This window comes from Pedobacter sp. G11, from assembly GCF_003860265.1.
GTDB lineage: Bacteria > Bacteroidota > Bacteroidia > Sphingobacteriales > Sphingobacteriaceae > Pedobacter > Pedobacter agri.
This window is the reverse complement of sequence record NZ_CP034190.1, coordinates 3408820-3435075: the sequence shown is the minus strand read 5'-3', so window position 1 is coordinate 3435075 and position 26256 is coordinate 3408820. Positions and strand designations below refer to the sequence as shown.

The window sequence follows — 26256 nt, the reverse complement described above, 5'->3', positions numbered from 1 at the left end:
AATAAATTAAAAATAATTTCTCAACGCCGAACTTTTTTATTATCTTGACGACAGTTAATAGTAATTAAATCAGATCTTTATGAAAAATATCCTGTTTTTCTTAGTTTCCTGTCTGATATCCGCTACTGCATTACTAATATCTGGTAAAATCGCCGACTTTGAGTTAGGAATTAGCACAGTAATCTGTGTTTGGACAATTTTCGCGTGGAGTATCATTAATAAAATTGGCCAGGGCAATAACAGTCGGGGCTGAGTAAAGTGAATGAACAGTAGAAGTATATCATCATAATTTATTGCAGTTATTCGAGAATGCTGAAGAAAATGTTATGCGTATTGTTGGTGCAATATGAATAATCAGTTTCGAAATATTCACTAACCTTAAATTGTAGTTTTAAGATTAGCGAATATCAAACCTGGTAATTAATCTTCAGGATTCCCCGCGGCATTACCGGCTAAGTCACCAGATACGTCCTCATCATCATCCGTTTCGCCTGTTAATCCCTCCTGCACGTCATTATCCTCATCTTTGTCTTGCAGATAGCCGTCGTCATTTTGTTGATCTTCCTGATCATTCCAATCTTTTTTGTCTTTTGGGTCCATATTCATAAGTTTTGGTATTAAGTTATAGTGAAATTTACAACCGCGGTAATGCTCACTAAGTTTTGCTTTTTTCAGCTTGTCGCCCTATTTTCTTTTAGACAGCAATAAAAACAAATGTTTTAAATTATCTACAACACAGTGCTTTAACTTATTCATCTTCGTTGTGTTTAACATTGCTTCTCAAAAATCTTATGGCTTGGCGTTTGCGTTTATTACTTTAAATGACGGTTAAATCCGGAAACAGAAGAAGCTGAAAATCTATAACAGAGTAGGCAACATTTAAAACTTGATATTATGAAAATGCAAGAATTGAATTTAAACGAAATGAAAGAAATTAACGGTGGTGGAATTTTTGGTAACAATGATTCTGCAAGTTCTGGTGGTTTAGGAGGTGCTTTAAGCATTGGTAACTTGTTATCATTCTCTAATTCTACTCAGGATGGAGATGAATCTAGCAGTACGTCGTTCTCTTTAGGTAATAATATCGGCGGCAGCCTTGCTGGCGTATTCGATAGCCTAAAATCTTAATTGAAAAATTAAGTAAATAAAAAGGCTGGTTCTTTAAATGAGCCAGCCTTTTTTATTTGAAGTACTGTAGTTGCTTGTGTTAGCACCGCAAGGAAAAACTAACACGTAACCTCGGTGAAAAGCTAATCATATGAGGGGAAGTCATTAATACAACATGAATTACCTGATGTTTATTTTTTCCGAAAAAAAAATTTGAAACGATAAAAATCAGATTTTCAAATAGCTGCAGTAAAATATGTTTATAACTAATTACCTGTTGATAAAACTCAGTAAACAAAACCAGCCATGAATTTATTTACATGTAAATTAAAATAGAAACTATGCAAAAGACCACTACTCAAATTAGCGAGGATCTTCAAAAATTCATCGATAAATTTCAGCCTAGCAAGTTTAAATTATTAACCAGAGGCATTGAAATTAGGGGAAATAACGACCTTCATAGAAGCATCACCGCAGCCCGGGAGCTTATTGAAAAAATGAAATTAAAATTAACCGTTGAACATTCTGCAGAGATGGCCATGTATGGAGGCTTTGAAGTAGTTCACGCTGCTTAATATCACATTGAAGAAGCGCTAACTATTAGCGCTTCTTTTATTTACATCCTAAGTAAATACTATCCTTATTTCGTCTGATCAAATCATTTTCAGCAGACATCTCTCCTACTTAATCTTATTGTTGTTCAATACCTTTCTTTGCTATTAACATTAGCTTTTATTAATCCTATTCTTCGACATTCGTTTTTAAATACGTGATAAATACGTACGCATCGGGGCGCACTACGCGATTATCCAAATTTCTAAACAATGGTAATTAATGTGGGTTCTTTGGATACAAATTACCATAATATTTTATTTCAATATGATTGACATCTTAAAATATCGTCAACTCTCGGATGAAATTTTTGATGTAGAACAAACGGGAACGAATGAGCTAACAATCATATTTCGAAGTGATGCTGACGTAAAAGCATTAATTAAAAGAGCAAATGCATTAGCTATGCACAAGCCTGATGATGGAACTTTTTCTTTCGTATTTACTTACGATAACGGAAGAACGATAGAAGTTGATTAATTGTCTTTTATCGAGAATCCTCAACCTGATTGCAATATTATTTGGTAAACCGATATCAAAAACTATCCCTTGTTAATATGAGTAAAAAAAAAGAATATGATTATTTGATTGTGGGTAGCGGGCTTTTTGGCTGTGTATTCGCTCATGAAGCGATGAAGCTAGGCAAAAAATGTTTAATCATTGATAAGCGAAATCATGTTGGTGGTAACGTTTATTGTGAAAAGACAGAAGATATCAATGTTCATAAATACGGTGCCCATATTTTTCATACCAACGATAAGGTAATTTGGGATTATGTGAATTCATTCGTAGAATTTAACAGGTACACCAATAGTCCGATGGCGAATTATAAAGGACAATTGTTTAACCTTCCCTTTAACATGAATACTTTCTATCAACTATGGGGAGTAAAAACACCTCAGGAAGCCAAAAATAAGATTAAATCTCAAATTGATCAGGCGCTAATCACAACGCCAGCCAACCTGCAGGAACAAGCGATTTCATTAGTGGGCAGCGATATTTATGAAAAACTAATTAAAGGTTACACAGAAAAACAGTGGGGCCGATCGGCGATTGATTTGCCGGCCTTTATCATTAAAAGATTACCCGTTCGCTTTACTTACGATAACAATTATTTCAACGACAAATATCAAGGCATCCCCATTGGAGGTTACAACAAACTTATAGATGGCCTTTTAGGTAATTGTGAAGTACGATTGGAAACTGATTATTTTAATAACAGACAGCAGTGGAATGACAGGGCTGAGCATACGGTATTTACCGGAAATATCGATCAGTTTTACAATTACAAATTTGGTAAACTGGAATACAGAAGCTTAAGATTTGAACATGAAATAATTGATGAAGAAAACCATCAGGGAAATGCCGTAATAAACTACACTGAGCGAGATATTCCTTATACCAGGATTATCGAACATAAACATTTTGAATTTGGCACCCAGCCGAAAACGATTATTACGAAAGAATTTCCTGAAGACTGGACACCAGACAAGGAAGCTTACTATCCAATAAACGACAAAAACAATAGCGAAATTTTTGAGAAATATAAAACGCTGAGTAAAAGTGAGCAGCATGTTATCTTCGGCGGCAGGCTTGCCAATTACCAATATTACGATATGCATCAGGTGATCGGCTCTGCACTTAAAACAGTTTCCACTCATTTTGCATCTTTAAATGCTATCCCTAACCCAATATCATAAATATGAATATCCAAAAACCCCTTTTTCCCAAAAACCTTTTATGTTTTTCGCACCTTCGCTGGGATTTCGTTTTCCAACGTCCACAGCATTTAATGAGCCGTTTTGCTGCTGAAATGAATGTTTTTATTCTGGAAGAGCCCATTTTTGAAAATCTAGAAACTGGTTATCTCGCGATAGACAATAGGCATGAGCAGTTAACCATTGTTACGCCGCACCTTCCATTTGGTTTAGATCAGGAGCTGGAAAAATTGTTAATGCGAAAATTATTAACGGAATTTATTGGAGAGACAGATTTAAATGACTGGATATTCTGGTACTACACCCCTATGGCACTTCAATTTTCCGATCATCATACTGCGGCATTAACGGTGTTTGATTGCATGGACGAACTTTCTGCCTTTGATTTCGCACCCAAAGAATTGGTATTACTGGAAAAAATGTTACTTAAAACGGCAGATGTTGTTTTCACCGGCGGGCATTCGCTACACGAAGCAAAAAAAGATCAGCACAATAACATACACGTTTTTCCAAGTAGTATTGATAAAATGCACTTTAGCAAGGCTCGCACTGCAGATGAGGAACCAGCTGACCAGGCAGATATTGACGGGTTTAAACTTGGTTTTGTAGGGGTAATTGATGAACGCTTTGATGCAAAGCTGATTGAGGAAATTGCGTTAAAACGACCGGAATGGCAAATTGTATTGTTAGGGCCGGTAGTAAAAGTAGCGATGGAAAGCTTGCCGACAGGACCTAATCTTCATTATTTAGGTCAAAAAAATTATCAAGACCTACCTGCGTATCTTTCAGGCTGGGATGTTGCTTTGATTCCTTTTGCAATTAACAACTCTACCCGCTTTATCAGTCCAACGAAAACGCCAGAGTATCTTGCAGCCGGTTTAAGAGTAGTTTCTACACCTATCCGCGATGTTGTTAAACCTTACGGAATCGAAAAGCTGGTGAGCATCGCATCAAATGCTGATGAGTTTATCAGTGCTATTGAAGATGCCATTGCCCAAAACGATACTGCTGAATGGAAGAATAAGGTTGACATGTTTTTATCAGATAAATCCTGGGAAAATACTTTCGAGGAAATGAAAAAGAAAATGCACTGGACTTTATTTGAAACCGATAAATTACTGGCCAGTTAATGGGAGATGAACATCCATTTAAAACCTTTTGGATGGCTGGTTTTGAATGTTCAGACCAGCTTAACCACTATGGAAACCGGGTAGATTTGCTTACTGAAACCGGGCATATTACAAATGTATCAGCTGATTATAAACGCATCAGTGAAATAGGAATATCAACCGTAAGAGAAGGTATTCGGTGGACGCACGTGGAACCGAAACCTTACACCTATGATTTTAGCACCGTGGCGAAAATGATTGACGCCGCCAGAATCGGCGGTATTCAGCAGATTTGGGACGTTTGCCATTTTGGCTATCCAGATGACCTCAGTCCTTTACATCCCCATTTTATGGACCGGTTTGTAGGAGTGTGCAGTGCTTTTGCTAATTTTTATCGTGACTATTGTCCTGGCGAAACGCTAATTGTTACGCCAATTAATGAAGTGGGATTTATTTCATGGTTGGGTGGCGACCATGCCAGCACCACGCCTTATGCCCGTGGGATGGGTTGGGATGTGAAGTATGGGCTCGTCAGGGCTTACATACAGGCGATCAAGGTTTTTAAGGAAATTGATCCGAGTACGAAAATAATGACCACCGAACCTATTGTTAATATTGTACCTGCACTAGATGCAACAATGGAAATGGTTATACAGGCCGAGGAAAGCCATGATGTACAATACCAGGCTACCGATATGCTCACAGGAAAAATGTGTCCGGAACTTGGAGGCTCAAAAGACTTGATTGATTATATGGGTTTTAATTTCTACTACAACAACCAATGGGTAGCCAGCGATTTTTCAGGCCTTCCCTGGGCAAACAATGATCCTGATCCGAGATGGCGAGGATTATCTTCTTTATTTGTAGAAGCTTATCATCGTTACGGCTTACCAATAGTACTTGCAGAAACCAGTCACCCCGGAGAACATCGCCCGAATTGGATTGAGCTGATTACACGCGAATGTGTTAAAGCGCTTCAGTATGGGGTGCCGTTAAAAGGTATCTGTTTATATCCAATCATTGATCGGCCAGATTGGGATCACTTGCATTACTGGCACCACTCCGGATTATGGGATGCTGATGCTGAAAACCCTTTTTCAAGAATCCTCTATCAACCCTATGCTGATGCCATAAGTGCTGCAATGAAAGTGTTAAATATCAAGTCAACTTAAATCATTGATTTATCATTTAGTGATCTCAATTTTCCCATCATTTTTAATCCTAAAGATGTATTGAATAAATTTCCGAAATTTAGAAATATCTACTTTTGCAACCTCTCCCTGATTTCCTTTTCCGTCATTGACAACATCTCCCACTTCGACCGCGTTTAGTTGTTCTCTCGTTGAATTTTGATTAACTAACATGATAATAGATTAATTTGGAAATAGTAGAATATAAAACAATGTTTATCATCTTATTAATTCATAAACAAGAGCTAAAGAAGAAAATTTAAACATGGTTTTAACTCATTCGTGGTAGTAAAGGGCTATAGTTTTTTACTGAAGCCCAGCCTACATTTGTAATGTTAAGATAGGAGCAATTATTTTAACACGGGACGAATTCTATACCTGGATAGGATAGGAAGATTAATTACAGATCCTAACAGATCTGTTAAAGAAGCCTTTCAGAGATGGAAGGCTTCTGTTATTTTATCCCTGCTATGTTAAAATTAACAATTGCTGTTACGCTTCTGTTTTTAATAAACCTTTCACTAAACTTTTCCATTGCGGGTAAGAAAGCCCGATTTTGGCGGCTGTACCGACTAGTGTATTGCGAAAATTATCTAATCCATTTCCGGTTTCCATATTTGGCGATTCATTGCGGGCGTGTTCCTCTGCATACACCACATTTTTAACACGTTTTATCTGGAAGGTTGATGTTGCCTTTGATGTTAGAAAATGAGCAGTCTTCCCTTCCGGATCTAGCGGATGCGACGATGGGCGTACCCGAAGCGTAAAAACATCTTCATCAAAATCAACTTCTGAAAATACTGCTTCTACATGAACCCAATCATAGCCCTTCCCAATGCTGGTTCCTGGCCCTGGAATATCTATGCGAATATAGTCCCCTTCAGCTACCGTCCTATCACAACTTCGTCCGCTGGAATCAAAAAGCTTAAATGAAGATAAAGGGATATTTGACATCTCGCCCCAACGGTTAACGTCTGCGAGCCTGCTTTTTCCGATTTGATACAATTCTATTGCCTGGATGTAGCTTTCACATGCTACACGCTCAATAGCATCAGTTTCGCCACCACTTTGGTGTACCGGAATATGATCTCTTCCAATAATTTCTCTTTCCATGTCAGTGCGCTTTATTTTCATTAAAAACAGGTTGTTTCCAAAAATTGTTCAGGAGATTTGTACCCTTTTAAACATTGACAAATACGCGGTTCTTAAGTGTTGAATACGGATAAAATGGTCTATTCCGTTGTTAGTATTTCTTTACACTATCACCAGGATCCATTCTTTTAGCAGGCTGAATGGAATCTTTAGTTTTTGTGGTATCTTCCATATCCTTATAATGATTACCTTTTTCAGGATTATAATTGGAGCATCCGGCTAAAATGATGATGCCAGCTGCAAGGCTTAGGATAAATTTAATATTTTTCATAGCATTTAAGGTTAGGTGTTATTTATACAAGCCTTATTACCAACGCTTTGTTTCAACATTCCGAAATGAAAAATCAAAACATTTACCTATGCAACGATAAAGCCACAATAAACACTATCCCAGTCGCTTTTTCCATTCCAGCTTTCTCTGCTGGTAATCTTCAAAATCTTCTGCCCGCTTCCAGAAGCCATAAAAATTTGCCGCTGCTGCTGCTTTTTCGTCGGTTCCGGTGCCGCGATCCAGCGGGGCATAATCTTTATCTTTGTCGTATTTTTTTCCACCCTTATAATTTGCATAGCGCCGGGCCCGGGTGTAACCCATTTGTAAATACTTCCTGGCAAGGTCAGCGCCTACAAAATCATTCTTTGATAAATACCCTTTAAATAATTCGAAAATTTTTTCTGCACTCTCCTGAGCAATTACAGGGTTTTTAAAACGCCACAAAGGGCCGATTTCTGATTTATAGGGCTCACAGATTAACACACCCTGTTCACCCTTCCCTACCTTATATTGTTCAGGATGTTTTTTATAATCGATATCAGGTTTCCATGCATAAGTTGAAATCTGGAAATCCAGATAGGATGGTTTTTTATGATTTTTATCTTCAGTATGATTGCTCATTACAAAGCTCCCTTCACCATTTCGTTCAACGTTCTTAAATTTGCATGGGCATCACCCATAGTATTGTTAAAGTAGCTAAACACAGTTTTACCTTCATCCATCCAGTCTTTAATATAGCTGGCATATTCAGCAAGTAATGCTTCAGTGTAACTGCCTTTGTAATTGCCACCGGGGCCATGAAAACGCAGGTAAACAAAGGGAGCTTCATCCATCTGCATCGGACTTGCGGCATTTCTCTTATCGTGAACCACTGATGCCATTTTAAATTCGGCAAGCAATTCGGAAATCTCCTCTACATAAAGAGAGGCATGTCGAAATTCAAGGGCTATTTTCCATTCTTCCAGCGGGTCGCAGCGCCGAAGTTCGGCCATGAGTTGTTGTATCTGGGGGAAATGCGTCATACGCACACTCGGCGGAAACTGAACAAGTAAACACCCCTTTTTGTCTGCTGCCTCATTAATCACCTCGAAAAACCTGGCAATTTCCTTTGGGTCAAACGCTAATCCAGGATGGTGTGTAACCCCTTTAAAAAGTTTAAAAGTAAATCTAAAATTTTCCGGCACTTCTGCTCTCCATCTTTTAACAGTTGAGGGTTGAGGAATTTTATAAAAGGAACTGTTGATTTCGATGCTGTTTACAAGCGAACCATAATAGCACAGCCTCGATCGGTGTTGGTATTCTTCAGGATAAAATGCTTTATTCGGAACCGGCAACAGCAAGCCACTGGTGCCCGTGTAGTAATTATCCATAAGGTTACTGTTTTGGAAGTTCAATATAAAATGTTGTACCTATGCCCTGTTCACTCACCAACCAGATTCTTCCATGATGCAGATCTACAATATCTTTTATAATACTCATGCCTAACCCACCAGATTCTTCGCCATTGAGTCCTTGTCTAAGCACTGATTTTTCATTTTGAAAAAGTTTCTCTTTAATTTTTTCCGGAATCCCAATGCCGTTATCACTCACCGAAACCACTACAGTTTCTCCCCGGTCTTCGGCATTTACCTCGATATTGCCGCCAAACGATGTAAATTTTATGGCGTTTGAGATTAAGTTATTGACCACCTGCATAAACTTCATGCTATCAAGAAACATAAAGATCTTCTCCTGACCTGATGAAAAAGTAAAGTTCCTGATTTCTCGTAGATGAGAACGTTTATAAAAACGAACAACATCTTTGAGTTCCCAAATCAAATCTACCCGTTCCCGCTTAATTGCTACGACTGATGATTTCAAAAACTCATGGTTAACCATACTTCTGATGAGTTTCAAATTGCGCTCGCAGACATCGGCAATAAACTGCAAGGAGTCTTTAAACTCTTCTTCGGCAACTCTACCAATTTTATTTTCCATTGATGATACCGCCATTTTGATCATGCCTAATGGTTCCTTAAGATCGTGAGAGAGCACTTCAAGCGTAACATTCTTACGCCCGTTGATTTGTTCTATATGTGTTTTGTTTTCTTGTGCAGTGGTAAAATCATCCAGAACTCCATAAATCTCATTATGCTCCTGATCAAAGTAAGCGCTGCATTTCAGATATTTTACAGTTTCATCAACCGATAATATCCGGAAAACATATTTTTTTGTTCCACCATCTGCTAGTAATTCTTCATAACAACTTTGTAAATGGTCTTTATCCTCATCATGAACCGCAGACCATAATTGTTTGATATTAATGGAATTTTCCAAACAATTGAATAAGATGGTAAATGCATCATTTACATAGGTGAAAGAAGACTGTTGAATGTCAAAAATAAAATAAGCATCCGAAGCGGACGATCCCATCTTAAAAAAAATATCATTACGAATCTCAGCCATTAATTTGATTGTTTATTGTTAATAAACCTAAAATAAAGGGCATTGTTTTAGCCTTAAAAGAATGCTTGCTAATCGATAATTCCATTAGCATAAGCATAACGCATCAATACTGCAGTGTTTCTGGCTCCTGTTTTATCAATCAAACTTTGCCTGTGCCCTTCAACAGTACGTTTGCTGATAAATAACTTATCAGCCATTTCTACATTGGTTAAGCCTTGCCCAATCAGTTGTAAAATCTCTATCTCTCGTGAAGAAAAATCGCTACTACGCATTTTAAAGTTTGGAACTAGTTCTTTTTCAATGACGTGATCAATAATGGGTATGGCCAGGCTTGAACAGATATAGCGTTCTCCAACCATTAACCTGCTAATGGCAAAAAAAAGTTCGTCGGCATCAACTGATTTGGTTAGAAACCCACGGGCGCCTGCCTTTATGGTTTGATAAAGATTGGCATCGCTTTCCATCATCGACATAATCAAAACAGGGATTTGAGGATATGATTGTTTCAGTTCGGTTAACATGGTGATGCCATCCATGACAGGCATACCAATGTCAGAAACAATTAAATCAGGAATCAATCCTTTATTCAAAGCATCAATCACCTCTTGCCCATTACTGGCCTCATGTAATACCTGGTATTGTTGTGTAGATTCTAATAGCATCTTAACGCCGTTTCTAATCACTTTGTGATCTTCGGCCAATATGATCTGTTTCATTTATTTTGTTTTTGGCCATTTCTTCACTAACATGAGATCTGGTATGATCAAGCACTGTGTCAACATAAGTTATTCCATATAGTTTTAACAGAATTTACCGCCCGAATTCACCAAATAAAATGGCAATAAAAAACCGGATGCGATCAGGCATCCGGCGGTTATTTGTTTGTGTGTTGTTTATTATTTTGAATAATCACTCCATTGCGCAATGCCATCTGGCTCAGCCGCAATTACCTCCGCACTTTTCTCTTCACTCATCTGTTTATTCAATTCTTCTGTTTCTTCCAGCTCCAAGGCCTTATCATCATCCATATTGGTTAAGCCTTCCGTTTCCTGAACGAAAGCAGCCGGATCTAAAACAAACTCCCATTCTTTATTCATGCCAGGCATTTCGCCTTCATTCCATGGTCCGGTGAATGATTTCTCTGGAGATAGATTGAAATATTGTTGTGTAAATCTTGGATCTGCCTGCAATACACCTGGCGGAAAATTCGGTTGAATGGTATCCAGCGCTGCTTCAAACATTTTATAATGCGCCACTTCGCGGGTCATTAAAAACGAAAGTGTTTCTTTCACGTAAGGATCATCAGTAAATTTCATCAAGTGTTCATAAACTAATTTCGCCCTTGATTCTGAAGCCAGATTACTTCTTAAATCGACAGTTAAATCGCCATTGGAATGAATATATGAAGCACACCACGGAATACCCTGGCTATTGGCTAACCTTGGACCACCACTGCTTAGCATCACAAAATGTGGATTTGCAGATAGCGCAGCGTGAATAATATTCTCTTTGGCCGCCTTCCCATCAAGAACCTGCATAATTTCTGATGAATCAGCAGCATCTTTTAGTGAACCATTTACACCTTTGAGCAGCATTTGAATCGTTGCACCTACAATCTCCAGGTGACTAAATTCTTCGGTAGCAATATCCATCAGCATATCATACTTATCTGGATGGGGTTGCTTTGCACCAAATGCCTGTGTAAAATATTGCATCGCTGCTGCAAGTTCGCCGTTCTCACCGCCGAACTGTTCTAAAAGAATATTTGCGAAAACAGGGTCAGGCCTGGAAACCCTTGCATTGAACTGCAGGTCTTTTGAATGATGGAACATAAGCTTTGTGTTTTGTTTTGTTAGTGAAAACTGTTGATCAATCTTCTCACTATACACCATAAAAAAAGAGGAATGGTTTGCGGTATTATTAAAACACGTATTAAAATTAAAATGAGTATTTAGCAAGGTTGAGTACCTGCTATTACAGCAAAAAAACAACAACAAATCGGGTACTTTATTTATGCTGTTCAATCAAACTAAGCATTGGTTTCGTATGTCGTAATTGGTATGATAATCAAAAATTCACTAAACAGATTGCAAAGTCTGTTTGCCAGTAAACAGGCAAGGGCCGACTACATCAAATTAACTACACCCTTAGGAAATCTGTTCGCTGCAAGTGGTATCATATTATCAATATTAAGTATCATATTTTTTTATAAAGGTTGTATTGAGCATTCAAAATTTAACTATGCATTACTGGTTTATGGAATTTGCCTGGGTTTATTGGCAAGCATTGCGATACTTTTTTCAGTAAAAATTAACGATCGATTAATTAAAGATATTAAAGAAATCGGTCGACAAACTATGAAGTGATAGATAGCCTAAACATTAAGTTTTCAGTTACAAATTAAATCTTTAAAATGAAGGTTTTTGGCAGCGAGTTGATTAGCCTCTACAATGGTGATATTGTAATGATCATCTTAGCAGTTGATGAAATGGACTGTGAGCGACTTTATCATTATTTAACCATCGATGCATATGAGTTTAAAAAGCATATTGCCGAGCATCTCCCTGAAGTTACTTATTTATCTGTAGGGTTTAAAAACCCGAATGGAAAACTAGAATGGAATAAAAACTATATAGAGCTTCCCAAATGGTACGATCTTAATTGATCGAATTACAGATGTGATACAGTTACGAAAATCATAACGCTTGGCTTTGCTTTAACTTTAACGGCTTGCAATGGTAAATAGGCAGATCAGAAGAATGCTGACGGTATGAACCGCTATACAGATTCAACGATTTTGGATACGAATACAATGGATAGTACCCAACCTAACTTCCTCGCAGATTCGACCACAATGCACTTGCGAATGCCGCAAACTAAATAAATAAATTTTAATGGAAGATATGTTTGCATTATTCCTTTATTGCAAACATTTTTGATTTTTAACCCGTTTCTATTTAAAATTTGAATGGGAACAATTGTTTTTTTTGGCGATAGCCTGACTGCTGGTTACGGTCTCAAGGATCCACTCAAAGAGTCATTACCTGCCAGAATCGGTCAGATTTTAATGAGTGAGGGTATGGATTATCATGTTATTAATGCGGGTATCAGTGGTGATACTTCTGTTTCAGGGTTGAACCGTTTACCCGACACTTTAAAAATCGATACAGATATTTTTGTACTGGAACTTGGCGCCAATGATCTGTTGCGTGGGCATCCGGCAGCGCTGGTAAGCCATAACTTACAAAAAATAATTTCAGCAGTAAAAGCAACTCATCCTGCAGCAGGTATCCTTATTTTAGGAATGAAACTTCCCTTTTGGATACCGGATGAACGGGCGCCCGGTTATCGCCGCATTTATCAGGATTTAGCAGTACAAAATCATTGTGAACTTGTACCCTATTTGTTAGATGGAATTGAGGGAAGAAAACATCTGAATATGTATGATGGTGTTCATCCGCTGGCAGAAGGTTATAAGATTATGGCAGATACGGTTTGGCCACCGTTAAAAAAAATGATCAAAGATAGAACGTGAATTAAAAGAGGTGGAAACTACTCCACCTCTCCTTCTCCAAGTCCTTCTAAAAACCACCCAGATTTGTAATCAAATTTTGCTGATTTTGAACCCGATTCATTTCTGACTTCACTGGTAAAATCGTGTGCAATAATTTGCTCTGCTTCTAAAAGTTGTTTCGCCATGATGCTGTATTCCTCAGGATCCAAACCTTCTTTAATAATATAACTTGGCGCACCTGTTTCCGACCAAATGGTATCGATAAGTGCCTCGTCAAATTTTTGCCTAACCAGACTTAAATCGGGATTTTCTGCTTTCATAGGATGTTTATTATTGGATTACAATTTTAGTTAAGGATGTCCGCTTCCACCAGCAGCACCATAAATTTGTCCGGTAGCGTAGCTTGCATCGCTTGCAGCTAACTGCACATAAATAGATGCTAATTCAGCAGGCTGGCCGGGTCTGCCCAAAGGTGTCTGCGCTCCGAATTCTACGATGGCATCTTGCGGCTGTCCGCCACTTGTTTGCAGGGGTGTCCAAACCGGACCTGGTGCTACGCCGTTAACGCGAATACCTTTCGGACCTAGTTGCTTGGCAAGCGATTTAACGAAAGCTACGTTTGCCGCCTTGGTTTGTGCATAATCAAATAAATTTTCAGATGGATCGTAAGCCTGAACAGATGAGGTTGCAATGATTACAGCGCCTTCAGGTAAATGTGGCAAAGCAGCTTTGGTAATCCAAAACGGTGCGTAAATATTGGTTTTAATGGTTTCATCAAATCCTTCTTCTGTTAAATCGAGCAACGATTCTACCGCTTGTTGATGCCCCGCGTTGTTCACTAAAATATCGATTCCTTCCAGTTTTTCAACCGCATGTTCAACCAATTGCTTACAGAAAGATGGATCGGTAATATCACCGGGAATACCATAACCTTGCCTTCCGGCTGATTTTATTAAAGCGATTACTTCATCAGCATCAGATTGTTCCTCAGGCAAATAATTAATCACCACGTCTGCCCCTTCTCTGGCATAAGCAATAGCCGCTGCCCTTCCAATTCCCGAGTCGCCTCCGGTAATCAACGCTTTCCGTCCCAGTAACCTTCCTGATCCCTGGTAGCTATTTTCTCCATGATCAGGTACAGGCAACATTTTCGAAGAAAGACCCGGAACTTCCTGTGGCTGCTTTTCAAAAGGTGGTTTCGGATATTTATTTAACGGATTTTCAATGGTTTTTCGATTCTGTTCCAGCATGATATTTATCTTTTTAACGTTATTTGTTTATTGGAGATTCAGTCACAAAATATCTTTTGCGAATCATAAACCTCCGTTTAAGCAACAGCAGGAAATCAAAATTTGTTCAGAATAAATCGACAAGGCAAGGAAAACTGCATCCTAACATACTTCCAGTCTACCTATCAATTTTAAAAAACCAAGTGCGCTCTGAAATGTTATGGTATAAAACTTAAAATACAAACGATGACAGACGAGAAAAAACAGCAGGCAATCAAATTATTAAAACAAGGACTTGAAACCGTTGAAGAACGCGAATACACAGAGATTGCGGAAGTTCCTACAGAAGATGAAAATCGGTTTGAAGTGAAATATAGCTTTGTACACGACGGCATTGAGGGGATATTCACTGTTATTGGCGAACGTGCAAATGCTGACGACGAAGAGGAGCTAAAAATTAATCTGCTCAGTGAATTTGCAGATGATTCATTGCATTACGATTCGGCTACTGCAAAAGAGCAGGTAGACAATGATTTGATTAATGTAGAAGAGTATTTACATCGCCATATCAACGAAGGTTAAATAGAAAACTAGCATAACAACGGAAGGCAAATCAAACACCTTCTGTTGTTATCTTCGTTAATATTTTATAGCTCACTTAAAATAGTCAAAAGCTTTTCTAAAGCTAAATCACGCTGTTCAAACTCCTGAAATAAAAAAGGAAATGACCCTTTCATGGTATAGATATGGATTTCAAGAAAATCCTTACTCAGTATGCGGTCCTCATGATCATATTGTACAAGATCTTTGGGTCTGACCATAATAATACTATCAATTTTGATAAAAGTGTTTTGTACGCGGACGAATTTTCCATGTTGTGAAATGGGCATGTTGATTTGGTTTAGTTTAGTTGCTACAAATTTGAGCATCGGCCAGCCCAGAATCAAGCGCTAAACTATGATATCATAGAATGAACAGCGATGAATGATGATTTCTATTGATATTTATCAAAAAAAGGTGATTCTCACTTCATTTTGTGATTTAAAAAACTTGAAAAGCAAATGATCACTGATCTTTTCAGCAGATCATATCAATAAAATCGGATATCTTAAAAATTTGTGGTCAATGATATTCGAAATACATTGTTAAAGGTGTTTTGTTCCTCACCTTGGTCGGCCATTAAACCATAATCGAAACTAGTTTCTATTTTTTCGCTAAATCGATAACCAATTGAAACATACGGCCTGTTTTGATCGAAAAGATGACCGTTTGCGTATTGTCGGTTTAACACATTTAAAAAAAGTTCATTTTGTAAGCCTGCAAAAAGGCCGGTAGTAAAATCTTCGTCGGCATAAATTGGAAACTGGACAGCTGCAAAACCCCTTGCCCGCATGGCAAGATGGGTACCTGAATCTTGCAGAAATCGCTGTTCGAAACGCCCACGCAATTGAACCTCAATACGTTTGATCTTAAACTCATATTGGTATTGTTGATAGATCCGATGTTCATACTCATATTCTTCCCCATCGGGCCAATCTCCTTTGTAAGCATAACCCAAAGCAATGCTATGCTGATCATTAATGTTATAAGCTAAAGCTGTACGTAATAAAAGCGTATTTATTTGATTCAGGTTTTGCTCCGACCGGCTTTGAACATCTGCCAGTATATTGAAACGATCGTTAATTTTTTGCGTATGCGTTACAAAAAGCCAGAACTGTTTCGGCCCGCTTTGAGCAAAAGAAAAGGATTGAAAAGCACCAGCAACAAATAGTAACAGAACTGTTTTTTTGATCTTCATGTGTTTAGCCAACATCAAAAAACTATCAAAAGTTTTGCTCACTAAAGCTGCAGTATTTTTAGCTCACCAGATGCTACATTTGCTATAGCTTTGAAGTCGCGAATTTTTGCTACTGGGTTAAACAGGTATTTAACGCAACCCATAGTCCGATTTGAGTAACATCATACCCAATCTATATTTAAGCAAAACTTATCGCATTTTTTTCGTGTTGACTTGAAAAATCCCTACCATGAAGAAAAATTATTTAAAAATCAGTGCTGCATTAATCATGTTAAGCACATCGCTTGCCCAGGCGCAGCGAGGCCTCCCGCCAAAGGATGTCACTAAATCTCTATCTGTAACGAAATATGCACAGGTATTAGAATTTAAGCCTGAAATGTTAAAACTTTTGAAAACGCCGCCGGGTTGGCAGGTAAGCCTTGCCGCATCTGGCCTGGGTAAACCTCGAATGCTCTACACCAGCCCAGCAGGAAAGGTTTATGTAACGCGAAGAGACGGTGGCGATGTATTGTTGCTTGATGACTCGAATAAGGATAATAAATTCGAAAATCTGATTACCGTTGTCTCTAATTTTAAAGGAGTTCACGGCATTACCATGAAAGATAACTGGATGTACCTTTGCAACAGCAATGAGCTCCGCCGCTATCCCGTTAAACCAGATGGCACCTTAAATGTTTATGGCGCAGAAACATTGATCAAAGATCTTCCCGACGGTGGTCAGCACCCTAACCGAACGATGGATTTTGGTCCTGATGGAATGCTTTACATTAGCGTAGGCTCGCTTTGCAACGATTGTAAAGAAAGCGATAAGGAAACTGCAACCATGTTACAGGTTGATCCAAAAACGTGGGGCAGGAAGATTTTTGCGAGTGGTTTAAGAAATACCATCGGCTTTGATTGGCATCCGCAAACGAAAGAACTTTGGGGTATAGATAATGGCGGAGATACCAAGGGCAGTGATTGGCCACCGGAGGAAGTGAACCGCATTATTATGGGGGCAGATTATGGGTTTCCTTACGCATACGGTAAACAGGAGATAGATAAAAGCCGTGAAGATCCTGCCGGAAACACCAAAGAAGCAGTTGTAAAAAATACGCAACCCTCAATACTGGAATTAACTGCCCACATGGCTCCTATTGGCTTCACATTTTTTCGCGGAGCAGCTAATATTCCTGCAGAGTGGTCGGGTGATGGGTTGGTTGCATGGCATGGCTCTTGGAACGCCGATAAACCTGTTGGATTTAAAGTACAGCGCATTCATTTTGAAAATGGTGTAGCCGTAAAAGCTGAAGATTTCTTAACAGGCTTTTTGCAGGGAGAATCCCGCTTTGGCAGACCTGCAGGAATCACGGTAACAAAAGAAGGAACAATTTACATTTCGGACGATGCCGCCGGAAATATTTACGCCATCAGAAAAACAAATTAATTATGAAAGCATTAACCTATATCTGCTTAGCAGTTGTTTGCGTGGCTACTGTAGCAGCAATTAAACCTGAACCAACGCCAAGAATTGAATTTGATGCATTGGAAAGCTATCCTGAAGGCATTGCATTCGATCAAACCAAGAATGTTTACTATGTATCTTCCGCCCGTTTGGGCAATATTGGCCAGGTAAGTCCTCAAGGGATGTACAGCGTATTACATGCTGACACAACATTGAAATCTACTTATGGCTTGAAAATCCATCCTGATGGTAAAAAACTTTATGCCTGTGTAAGTGATGCAAATTATAGCAAATTCACCAATCCTGCTACGAGAATGAAAATGGCCAGATTAATTGCCATTGACATTCAATCTGGCAAAAAAGTTTCAGATGTTGATTTGTCGGCACTATTACCTGGAAAACATTTCGCGAACGATCTGGCTTTCGATAACCAGAAAAATGCTTACGTTACAGATAGTTTTGCCGGTGCCATTTACAAAGTAACGCCAGATGGAAAGGCATCAGTATTTGCTAAAGATGATTTATTTAAAACTGAAGGTGTAGGATTAAATGGCATCGTTTTTCATCCAGATGGTTATTTAATCGTTGATAACAGCTCAAAAGGGCAACTCTTCAAAGTAACGCTTAACAATCCTAAATCCGTTCAAAAAATTATGATCGATCAATATTTTTTAGGTGCGGACGGTTTATTGTTGAAAGACAAAAACAATCTTACTATGGTTGTTAATGGCGGAAATGATAAAATTTATCAACTTATGAGCAACGATAACTGGCAAACTGCCGTGGTTAGCGCAGCTACTGCATCAACAGATCGTTTTACCTATCCTTCTACAGCAACTTCAAACGGCGCAGATATTTGGATTATGAATGCGCAATTCAATCAGCTATTAGATAGCAATTCGGTGCCAGTAAAGAAATTTGCCATTCAGAAAGCAATCTTCAAACCAATGAAACCGTAATTTCATAAATTTTGATCAGGTCGAAAGTCGCCCTACAGCTTTTAACATAGATATAGTATTGGCATATTTACGATGCATCAACTATTGTGATGAAATGATCCATTAGAAAGACGTGATTGCGGAGCATCAGTTGATTTGGTAAATACGCGTTTACAATAGGTTTATACGTATTTTTCGATGAATCATTGACAAATATCAACAATGTATTGACAAAAGTGCTCCTATTTTATATCATTGTACCCGACAATTAAGTCGAGCAACCAATGGATGACGGTTTGCTCCCTTTCGGATGAAAGATAAGATCCCTCCCGACTTCTGTCGTGAGGGATTTTTGCATTAATCATGATACAAAAACAATTGCATCTCATATCAGAGGTTAGCCCAAACATTTTACTTCCATCCGGGTTTGATTTAATATCCCTTTTTAAAGTAGATTTTGCTGAAGCGCTTATTCATGAAACAATTATTCTTATCAATCCTCTGTGTGCTGATTTTTATTAATCAAAAAGTACATGCCCAATTCAATTTCGAACAATTAATTCAGGCAGGTCCGGCCGACGTTGAAAAACTTGTTGAAGCTTATTCTCAGCCACTACTTTATGGGTTTGGTTTAGGCATGAACAGCGGGTGGACCAATGCTGCACAAACATTAGGTCCGTTACATTTCGATCTTAGAATTATGGCAACTGGCTCACTGGTACCTAAATCTAAACAAACTTTTGATGTTACCAGCATCGGCCTTTCCAGTAATCTCCGTCCTGCCGATCCAAGTAAAATTAAGTCACCAACGTTTACCGGCGACCGCTACAACAATGGTCCTTATATGGATTTGTTTGATGGAAATGGAAATAAACTCATCTCATTTGAACTTCCGAGTGCAGTAATCGAAGATCTTGTACCTACACCTCAGGTTCAACTTACTGTAGGTTTTCTGGCCAATACAGAACTAATGTTAAGAGCAGCACCAAAAATTAAACTTGGAGAACGATTTGGATCAGTTTCCTTATTCGGCCTTGGAATTAAGCACAATATCGTAAGGGATTTTATTCCTAAAGATGTGAAAAAAACCCCGTTTGATCTCTCTATACTCGCCGGATTCAATGTTCTTAATTATGGTAGAACACTTAATCTGCAACCATTGCCCGGCATGATTCCGGAAAATAGCCAGCAAGCAACAGACTTCACTGGTCAGGAGATTTACGGAAGATTTGACAACTACCTTCTGCAAACTACTCTTTCCAAAGAAATCGGTTTCTTTAGTCCATTTGTTTCACTAGGCTATAGCATATCATCTGCAACGCTGGGTTTAAGAGGAAATTTTCCCATTCCGAACAGCATACGTGATAACCAGGTTGCGTACATTACCTACACTGACCCATTTGAACTAAAAAGAACCTACCTTAAAACGCTACGTGGAGATGTAGGCTTTCAACTAAAACTTCCTGTTGTCCGTCTATATGGCTCATATGGCTTTTCGGGTGGTTATGGCATGCTAAGTGCAGGTATCGGACTTGGGTTTTAGTTTTTCTCGATCTCTTTTAAGCTATCCATTTTTTTGTAGGCAAGAAATCCTTTAATATCTTCGAAATGTTCGCGAACACGCTTGTTACCAAATTCAAATACTTTCTCTACCAGCCCATCCAAGAAATCCCTATCGTGTGAAACCAGGATAAGTGTACCATCAAAATCTTTCAAAGCATCTTTAATGATATCTTTAGTTTTCATATCGAGGTGATTGGTTGGCTCATCCAGTATCAAAACGTTTACCGGCTCCAACAATAATTTAATCATCGCCAATCGGGTTTTTTCGCCTCCTGAAAGTACTTTCACTTTTTTAGTCGTATCATCTCCACTAAACATAAAAGCACCTAAAAGATCTTTAATTTTGACAGTTCCTTCACCCAACGGGATCTGATCAATGGTATCGAACACTGTAAGATTTTCATCTAACAAAGCGGCCTGATTTTGAGCAAAATAGCCTATTTTAGCATTGTGACCAACTTTTAAACTTCCTTCAAAATCAATTTCTCCCATAATCGCCTTAATCATGGTCGACTTACCTTCACCATTCTTACCAACGAAGGCTACTTTTTCTCCACGTTCAATTACCAGATTCGCTTTCTGGAAAACCACATGATCGCCATAAGTTTTAGTAAGCTCTTCTACCATTACCGGATATTGCCCTGAGCGAGGCGACGGTGGAAACTTTAATCTTAAAGCGGATGTATCTACTTCGTCAATTTCTATCACCTCCAGCTTTTCGAGCATTTTCACACGCGATTGTACCTGAAGCGTTTTGGAATAGGTTCCTCTAAAGCGATCAATAAATTCCTGGTTATCGGCAATAAATCTTTGTTGTTCTTCGTAAGCTTTCAGCTGGTGTATTCGTCTATCAGCCCGTAATTGTAAATAGTGACTGTACTTGGCTTTGTAATCGTATATTCTGCCCATTGTTACCTCAATCGTACGATTCGTGATATTATCTACAAACGCCCTATCGTGAGAAATTACCATCACAGCCTTAGCAGAATTAATCAGGAAATCCTCCAGCCATTGAATACTTTCAATATCCATGTGGTTGGTGGGCTCATCCAGCAGAATCAAATCAGGTTTTTGAAGCAGAATTTTAGCAAGTTCAATACGCATACGCCATCCGCCAGAAAATTCAGAGGTTTGGCGGGTAAAATCCTTCCTTTCAAAACCCAAGCCTTTGAGCACTTTTTCCACCTCCGCATCATAATTAACTTCTTCAATCGAATAAAACTTTTCACTTAGTTCTGATACCCTTTCGATTAGTTTCATGTAATCGTCACTATCATAATCAGTCCGAACAGTAAGCTGTTCGTTCAGTTCATCAAGTTCCCTTTGCATTTGGTTTACTTCCTGAAAAGCTTTCATGGTTTCTTCAAACACCGTAAGCTTATCTTCGGTAAGCAAATGTTGGGGTAAATAAGCAATAACCGCATCTTTTGGTCCGGTAACACTACCTGAAGTAGGTTTTGCAACATCAGCAATAATTTTCAAAATGGTCGACTTTCCCGCTCCATTTTTACCCATCAAGGCAATTTTATCGTTTTCGTTTATGGAAAAAGTTACGTCGCTGAAGAGCGTGGTTCCGCCAAAAGAAACGGAGATGTTGTTTACATTAATCACAGTAGAAATATTGAAATTTCTGCAAAGATAAAAGAAAGACCTTAATTTATAACCACCAATGGCAGTTATATATTAAGGTCTTCATGTCGTTTTTAGTAGGTGTCATTCAACCTACATTTGAACAAAAATAATAAATAATGTTATTTCGCTTTATCTATCCGGGTTTCACTCGGCCCGCCATAATAAACAGAGCGATCGTTAAAAGTTGTTTTACCCCTGTCAACCTGTAAATCCATGGTAAACGATACTTCCATTTTATCGGTATATTTTAATGGTTTACCTTCATTATCGTAAAAAACAACCTGGTCCATGGTAAAGGTTTCTGGTGCATCAAACTCGTTTTTACCTGTACCATTGGCTATAGGCATTAAAGCAAGCATTTTACCTTTTCCTCCTGGCGCTTCGTAGAAACCAATTTGTGGCAACTGGCTATCATTGCTTACGCCACCTCTCACGGTAATATCGCCATCGATAAACGGATATCCCACGATAGCGAACCGTTTACCATTATTTTCTTTTACCTGGTTTAATGCCTGATACTGTTCAAAATTTACCACTTGTCCTTTCTCTTTGTTTTGACTACATGAAACAAGTATTGCAGATGCAATAGCGACAAGAAACATTCTTTTCATATTTGTATTATCTAAGTTAATTAATTAGTCTGTTTCAAATTAGTTGAGCAAACCTGATACTTTGAGGTTTGGATAACGTTCACCCAGTTTTTTAAGAAAATCGTTTGCAATAACAATCTCTTCTATGTTTTTTTGAACGTTTAGCGAAAATGCGCTGGCATTGGTATTGGCATAGGTAAATAACAAAGCTGAAAACATGATCAATTCAATGGGGCTACCATCAGTGGCCAAGGAGATTCTGTAAGCTTTAACATCATCGCCTTTCTGTTTGGCAAAAGCTTTAATCACACCTTCTAAAGGAACTTCACTTATCGATGATGCTCGTAGACGAGCCGCATCAAAAACCAGGTGATTGGAGATTTCGCCCTCCGTATCAGTATCTAACAAATGTAAATCGGCACCGCTAAGAATAAAATACTTTGGCGTTTGAACGGTATGAAATCTAACGGTTCCTAGAGTGGCCATTCCTTTTAAACTGTCTTTAATACCATCTTTGATCGAATCTTTGGTAGAGTAGTTCATATTGGCATAATTAAATGCATCAATAGGCTTGCCTTCCATTTGCTTAGGTAAAAAGGAAAGTTCAGAATTTAAAAACTTGTTTTTGTAGGTAAGGACATTTCGCATTTCTGCACTGAAGTCGGTGTTTTGAAACATTTCTTTCTGCTTCTTTTTCTTCAATTGCACAAAGTAAAAAATGCCTCCATAAATTACGATCATGAAAACAATAATAAAAATAACTGAGCTACTCATTTTTTAAGGGTTTTAGTGGATAAATAAGAATTTAGACTGTTGTTGGTGTAACTTTTGGTTTTTGATAAGGAAGATTTCCCCAAATTAAAAAAGCCACAAATAATATCACGATTAGTTTGGCGCCATACCTCGTATAAAAGGGTAAGCCAATTAAGTCTTTTTGATCTAATTTTTGAGTGAGCAGAAGCTGTTTTAATTCGCTTTCTGGCAAATCGAAATAGCGTTCTGTTTTTTCATCATAACCAACCAGTTTTGGTTCTTGTGTGATGTATAATGGCAGAATATAAGCGATGTTGAATTCTTTATGCAGCGCTGCTAAGTCTAGGTAATTGCCATTATCAAGCTTAAACTCATCAGTATCTGGTAAATCATGAACGGTATTTAAAACCACTCTTTCTCCAATCGGTATTCTCGCTTTCGCGAATATTAAATTTGAAGTACTAACTATTATTGTGAAAGCTAAAACAAATTGCTTCAAGCAGATCATCCTTAAAATTTTTATCGTTTAATAATTTTTGGGATACTGGGGATGAACAGATCACACACTAAACTACGCGAAGAAATTAATCTTGGCGGAGCAAACTATTATTCGTCTGATTATTTTTATAATTCGCTGGACCGGAATTATTTTTCGCGTTGCCGCTATGCTATCCAGGCAATAGGTAAATCCATCAAATGATCAATTATTAGCATCATGGTAATGGGTAAATCCGATCAGAGGTTGTGTAGAGCAACCTTAAATTATTTAACTCTTTTGTAAACGCTGGTTTGGTACCGATTTTTGTCTGCAGGCAATGGATTTCCACTTCTATCCCAAATTGCTATTTGGGTTTTAAATAGCAGTTTGTTGTTTTTTACAGATAATCGGATATAAAGATCATTTACATGTGTTTGTGGATTAATGAGCAGTTCATTGCCCTGCATTTGTGCTGTCAATTGAAAAGCTGGCGCCTCTCCCGTTCCAACATCTACAACCGTTGCATAATTTTTGCCTTTTTCAAATTTGATAATCAGCACTAAGTTGTGATGGCTCTGTTCATGCTCCCAGGTACCAGCGAAAGCTTTTTTTGGAAAAGGTTGATTTTGTGCCTTCCCTAAACTGGCGCACATTAAAAAAACAATTAATATAAATAGGTTTTTAGCCACAATTTATAAACTAAATGAAACTGGTACGAGCTTAGCACCCGCACCAGTAATGATTAAATTTTCTCGATCACTACGTTTGAGATTTCGTAACCCAGATCTTCACCTTCATCTTTAACTGTTACCTTGCCGGTGCTGTAATCTTTTACAGTTGATGATTTTTTAACGCCTTTATTCGGGTAAACAATTTGTGCTGTTATTTTCACTTTGTCACTGGTGGTTAACTTATTACCATCCTTATCAAAGATCACTACATCTTTTTGTTCGAATTTTCGGCTATCTTCAGGAACATCAATTAATACTGAATTTTTTCCTTCTCCATAATTTACTTTCACACCGGTAATTGTTTTATTTCCGGTTTGGATGATAAAGAAATCATTGAAAACTTCAAATTCCATAGAAATTGAATTGCCGGTTCGTGTAAGAAATGGCGCTTTAAATTTACCTTCCAAAGTAATTGTCTGGTTGTGATGGGTATAACCAGTTTCGATTTCCTTAGCGATTTTAACACTGCTACTGGTATAGAAAAATACGACCCCGATAAATAGCACTACTGCTACGGCTAAGATGGTTTTAATTGTTCTCATATTGATATTTTTTATTGATTAATTGTGTTGCTATTAGTAAAACTTTATTCTCGACAGGAGCAAGATTATCAGAAATAAAATGACCGCTAAATAGAGTGACAACTCCAAAAGCACAGATTTCCAACTGAAATACTCCTCATGAACAAGCAAGGTTTTCAATTCGTTATTTTCATCTTCTACACCATAATTTAAGATGTAATTTTTCAAAAATTTAGGCGAACCCTGATGTATTCCTCTAAAAGGCTTCGCTATAATTTTGTTTTTAGTTTTAAAGCTTATTAAAAAATTCTCTACATCTTTTACTACAATCGTAGCTTTGGGTTTCGCATCAGTTTCATTAACATAAAGCCCAATACCTCCTTCTTCTTGTCCCTTTATTTCGGTTTGCTTAATTTTAAAACCGGTAAGTTCAAACTCCTCTTTATCATCAATGCCTGTAAGTTTTGTAATGGAAACCTGCTCATAGCTTTTGTTGTGTTTGTCAGCGTAGCGTTTTATCGTAATGCCAAAATAAATTAACACCACCAAAAGTATCATCAGTGGCTTAAAGTTTCCAGCTATACTATCCATCAAATTGGTTTTAGGCTTATCAGTCATTATCTAATTTTAGATTGATCACTTAATTTTATCTATTCTTATATTCTTGGTAACGAAAAAATAATACTGATCACCAGGTTTAGCTAAATTCTTAAAATCAGGATTAAACTTGCTATCCTCGTGGGTTAATGGTATATATGCCCCTGATTTTGTTTTATCATAAATTATATCGAATGTTAGTGACACCCTTTTGTTAAGTGGGATTTCGTTACCATCATTATCAAGAAAAAAGCTATTGGCTTCATCCATTTCGTTGTTATCTTTTTTACGAATATCTACTGCGTTTTTATTTTTCTCTTTAATAGCAAACCGCAATAAAAAATTTCCCTTTTCATTTACCAGATGGCAAGCATGTTGATGATTGGTGGTTAACCAATTGATAATTTTGATATAGCCTTGTAGTGTAATGCGTTGTTCATCGTATTTGGTTTTCTGATACAAATTTTTCCAAACCGATCTTTCGTCTGAAGGCAGTACTTTGCCTGGTTTTTCCCCGGCAAAAATGGGGTAACCCTTAACTACAGCAATTCCTCCAAGCAGTAACCAGGCGGGGATAAAAAGTATATACAACTTCAACCTTAAAAACCAGAACAATAAATTCCATGCAGGAAGCGCAAAAATTAATGCTTTGGTAAAACCTTTATTGTTCTGAAAAGCTGGTACTGATGCCTGCAACAAAAATGAGGTTAATACCGCCGGAATAAATATCATCACGAATATGAACAAACCACCTAGAAAAGGTGTATCTACAATATCGTTTATCTTTTTGTTAGTTGTTTTTATGCCTACTATCATTGCTTTTAATATTTATTCTGTTTAAAAATTTCATTTAAATAAAAAGTT

At 37.9% G+C, this 26256-nt stretch carries 33 protein-coding genes; 13 read left to right on the top strand and 20 right to left on the bottom strand.

Features of this window, described 5'->3' with window-relative positions; translation table 11 throughout:
* Positions 1–420: 420 nt before the first annotated feature.
* Entirely contained in the window at positions 421–600 is a 180-nt protein-coding gene (locus EA772_RS14905; protein ID WP_029204579.1) for a hypothetical protein, read from the bottom strand.
* A 294-nt stretch (positions 601–894) separates the two neighbouring features.
* On the opposite strand from EA772_RS14905, the gene EA772_RS14900 reads away from it, so the two are divergent.
* The 6 genes from EA772_RS14900 (at position 895) to EA772_RS14875 (ending at position 5718) form a co-directional block, all read left to right on the top strand.
* Positions 895–1128: a hypothetical protein gene (locus tag EA772_RS14900; protein WP_010603387.1), complete on the top strand. Its 234-nt coding sequence runs from the start codon at positions 895–897 to the stop codon at positions 1126–1128.
* Positions 1129–1448: 320 nt separating this feature from the next.
* Positions 1449–1682, top strand: a complete 234-nt coding sequence (locus tag EA772_RS14895) for a hypothetical protein (RefSeq protein WP_010603386.1) — start codon at positions 1449–1451, stop codon at positions 1680–1682.
* Between the two features lie 304 nt (positions 1683–1986).
* Positions 1987–2199 carry a hypothetical protein gene (locus EA772_RS14890; RefSeq protein WP_124913903.1) on the top strand — a complete coding sequence of 71 codons (213 nt, stop codon included), beginning with the start codon at positions 1987–1989 and terminating at the stop codon, positions 2197–2199.
* Positions 2200–2276: 77 nt separating this feature from the next.
* Complete coding sequence (gene glf / locus EA772_RS14885; protein ID WP_124913902.1) at positions 2277–3419, top strand: UDP-galactopyranose mutase; 1143 nt, start codon at positions 2277–2279, stop codon at positions 3417–3419.
* A gap of 2 nt (positions 3420–3421) precedes the next feature.
* Complete coding sequence (locus EA772_RS14880; RefSeq protein WP_124913901.1) at positions 3422–4567, top strand: glycosyltransferase family 1 protein; 1146 nt, start codon at positions 3422–3424, stop codon at positions 4565–4567.
* A gap of 32 nt (positions 4568–4599) precedes the next feature.
* Entirely contained in the window at positions 4600–5718 is a 1119-nt protein-coding gene (locus EA772_RS14875) for an amine oxidase (protein WP_246833944.1), read from the top strand.
* A gap of 510 nt (positions 5719–6228) precedes the next feature.
* Here EA772_RS14875 and EA772_RS14870 read toward each other — a convergent pair.
* From EA772_RS14870 to EA772_RS14840, 7 genes are all read right to left on the bottom strand, one after another.
* Positions 6229–6849 carry a hypothetical protein gene (locus EA772_RS14870; protein WP_246833943.1) on the bottom strand — a complete coding sequence of 207 codons (621 nt, stop codon included), beginning with the start codon at positions 6847–6849 and terminating at the stop codon, positions 6229–6231.
* A 130-nt stretch (positions 6850–6979) separates the two neighbouring features.
* Positions 6980–7159 (bottom strand): hypothetical protein, encoded by a 180-nt coding sequence (locus tag EA772_RS14865; protein WP_029204554.1) that lies wholly within the window; start codon positions 7157–7159, stop codon positions 6980–6982.
* Positions 7160–7273: 114 nt separating this feature from the next.
* Complete coding sequence (locus tag EA772_RS14860; RefSeq protein ID WP_124913898.1) at positions 7274–7780, bottom strand: DUF4385 family protein; 507 nt, start codon at positions 7778–7780, stop codon at positions 7274–7276.
* A complete protein-coding gene (locus tag EA772_RS14855; RefSeq protein ID WP_124913897.1) occupies positions 7780–8529 on the bottom strand; it encodes a DUF72 domain-containing protein in 750 nt (249 codons plus the stop codon). Before EA772_RS14855 ends, EA772_RS14860 begins: the two co-directional genes overlap by 1 nt.
* A gap of 4 nt (positions 8530–8533) precedes the next feature.
* Complete coding sequence (locus tag EA772_RS14850; RefSeq protein WP_124913896.1) at positions 8534–9604, bottom strand: PAS domain-containing sensor histidine kinase; 1071 nt, start codon at positions 9602–9604, stop codon at positions 8534–8536.
* A 68-nt stretch (positions 9605–9672) separates the two neighbouring features.
* Complete coding sequence (locus tag EA772_RS14845) at positions 9673–10320, bottom strand: response regulator transcription factor (RefSeq protein WP_124913895.1); 648 nt, start codon at positions 10318–10320, stop codon at positions 9673–9675.
* Between the two features lie 180 nt (positions 10321–10500).
* On the bottom strand, positions 10501–11436 hold the full coding sequence (locus EA772_RS14840) for a manganese catalase family protein (RefSeq protein ID WP_124913894.1): 936 nt from the start codon (positions 11434–11436) through the stop codon (positions 10501–10503).
* A 228-nt stretch (positions 11437–11664) separates the two neighbouring features.
* Between EA772_RS14840 and EA772_RS14835 the strand changes: the two genes are divergently transcribed.
* From EA772_RS14835 to EA772_RS14825, 3 genes are all read left to right on the top strand, one after another.
* Positions 11665–11970 (top strand): hypothetical protein, encoded by a 306-nt coding sequence (locus EA772_RS14835; RefSeq protein WP_124913893.1) that lies wholly within the window; start codon positions 11665–11667, stop codon positions 11968–11970.
* A gap of 47 nt (positions 11971–12017) precedes the next feature.
* Entirely contained in the window at positions 12018–12269 is a 252-nt protein-coding gene (locus EA772_RS14830; RefSeq protein WP_010600414.1) for a hypothetical protein, read from the top strand.
* A 303-nt stretch (positions 12270–12572) separates the two neighbouring features.
* Positions 12573–13139 carry an arylesterase gene (locus tag EA772_RS14825; RefSeq protein WP_124913892.1) on the top strand — a complete coding sequence of 189 codons (567 nt, stop codon included), beginning with the start codon at positions 12573–12575 and terminating at the stop codon, positions 13137–13139.
* A gap of 17 nt (positions 13140–13156) precedes the next feature.
* Here the strand turns inward: EA772_RS14825 and EA772_RS14820 are convergent, their stop codons facing one another.
* Both EA772_RS14820 and EA772_RS14815 read right to left on the bottom strand, forming a co-directional pair.
* On the bottom strand, positions 13157–13438 hold the full coding sequence (locus EA772_RS14820) for a hypothetical protein (protein ID WP_124913891.1): 282 nt from the start codon (positions 13436–13438) through the stop codon (positions 13157–13159).
* A 30-nt stretch (positions 13439–13468) separates the two neighbouring features.
* Positions 13469–14368: an SDR family oxidoreductase gene (locus EA772_RS14815; protein WP_124913890.1), complete on the bottom strand. Its 900-nt coding sequence runs from the start codon at positions 14366–14368 to the stop codon at positions 13469–13471.
* Between the two features lie 225 nt (positions 14369–14593).
* On the opposite strand from EA772_RS14815, the gene EA772_RS14810 reads away from it, so the two are divergent.
* Positions 14594–14929: a hypothetical protein gene (locus EA772_RS14810; protein ID WP_010600411.1), complete on the top strand. Its 336-nt coding sequence runs from the start codon at positions 14594–14596 to the stop codon at positions 14927–14929.
* A 65-nt stretch (positions 14930–14994) separates the two neighbouring features.
* On the opposite strand, the gene EA772_RS14805 is transcribed toward EA772_RS14810, so the two are convergent.
* Both EA772_RS14805 and EA772_RS14800 read right to left on the bottom strand, forming a co-directional pair.
* Entirely contained in the window at positions 14995–15237 is a 243-nt protein-coding gene (locus EA772_RS14805) for a hypothetical protein (protein ID WP_124913889.1), read from the bottom strand.
* A 218-nt stretch (positions 15238–15455) separates the two neighbouring features.
* Positions 15456–16145 carry a DUF2490 domain-containing protein gene (locus EA772_RS14800; protein ID WP_168187566.1) on the bottom strand — a complete coding sequence of 230 codons (690 nt, stop codon included), beginning with the start codon at positions 16143–16145 and terminating at the stop codon, positions 15456–15458.
* A gap of 229 nt (positions 16146–16374) precedes the next feature.
* On the opposite strand from EA772_RS14800, the gene EA772_RS14795 reads away from it, so the two are divergent.
* From EA772_RS14795 to EA772_RS14785, 3 genes are all read left to right on the top strand, one after another.
* Positions 16375–17571 carry a sorbosone dehydrogenase family protein gene (locus tag EA772_RS14795; protein WP_124913887.1) on the top strand — a complete coding sequence of 399 codons (1197 nt, stop codon included), beginning with the start codon at positions 16375–16377 and terminating at the stop codon, positions 17569–17571.
* A gap of 2 nt (positions 17572–17573) precedes the next feature.
* Positions 17574–18548 (top strand): gluconolaconase, encoded by a 975-nt coding sequence (locus tag EA772_RS14790; RefSeq protein ID WP_124913886.1) that lies wholly within the window; start codon positions 17574–17576, stop codon positions 18546–18548.
* 454 nt (positions 18549–19002) lie between these two features.
* The gene (locus tag EA772_RS14785) at positions 19003–20070 is read left to right on the top strand and encodes a DUF6588 family protein (protein ID WP_124913885.1); all 1068 of its coding nucleotides are present in this window, start codon (positions 19003–19005) and stop codon (positions 20068–20070) included.
* On the opposite strand, the gene EA772_RS14780 is transcribed toward EA772_RS14785, so the two are convergent.
* The 8 genes from EA772_RS14780 to EA772_RS14745 all read right to left on the bottom strand — a co-directional run bounded on the left by EA772_RS14780 (position 20067) and on the right by EA772_RS14745 (position 26208).
* Complete coding sequence (locus EA772_RS14780; RefSeq protein WP_124913884.1) at positions 20067–21701, bottom strand: ABC-F family ATP-binding cassette domain-containing protein; 1635 nt, start codon at positions 21699–21701, stop codon at positions 20067–20069. The two genes, EA772_RS14785 and EA772_RS14780, sit on opposite strands and share 4 nt — an antisense overlap.
* A 140-nt stretch (positions 21702–21841) precedes the next feature.
* Positions 21842–22333, bottom strand: a complete 492-nt coding sequence (locus tag EA772_RS14775; protein WP_124913883.1) for a hypothetical protein — start codon at positions 22331–22333, stop codon at positions 21842–21844.
* 39 nt (positions 22334–22372) lie between these two features.
* Complete coding sequence (locus EA772_RS14770) at positions 22373–23086, bottom strand: hypothetical protein (RefSeq protein WP_124913882.1); 714 nt, start codon at positions 23084–23086, stop codon at positions 22373–22375.
* 31 nt (positions 23087–23117) lie between these two features.
* Entirely contained in the window at positions 23118–23573 is a 456-nt protein-coding gene (locus EA772_RS14765) for a hypothetical protein (RefSeq protein ID WP_124913881.1), read from the bottom strand.
* A 254-nt stretch (positions 23574–23827) separates the two neighbouring features.
* On the bottom strand, positions 23828–24232 hold the full coding sequence (locus EA772_RS14760; protein WP_148093299.1) for a hypothetical protein: 405 nt from the start codon (positions 24230–24232) through the stop codon (positions 23828–23830).
* A gap of 53 nt (positions 24233–24285) precedes the next feature.
* On the bottom strand, positions 24286–24816 hold the full coding sequence (locus EA772_RS14755; protein WP_124913879.1) for a hypothetical protein: 531 nt from the start codon (positions 24814–24816) through the stop codon (positions 24286–24288).
* A 33-nt stretch (positions 24817–24849) separates the two neighbouring features.
* Positions 24850–25413 carry a hypothetical protein gene (locus tag EA772_RS14750; RefSeq protein ID WP_124913878.1) on the bottom strand — a complete coding sequence of 188 codons (564 nt, stop codon included), beginning with the start codon at positions 25411–25413 and terminating at the stop codon, positions 24850–24852.
* An 18-nt stretch (positions 25414–25431) separates the two neighbouring features.
* Positions 25432–26208, bottom strand: coding sequence for a hypothetical protein (locus EA772_RS14745; RefSeq protein WP_124913877.1), 777 nt, complete (start codon positions 26206–26208; stop codon positions 25432–25434).
* Positions 26209–26256: the final 48 nt, after the last annotated feature.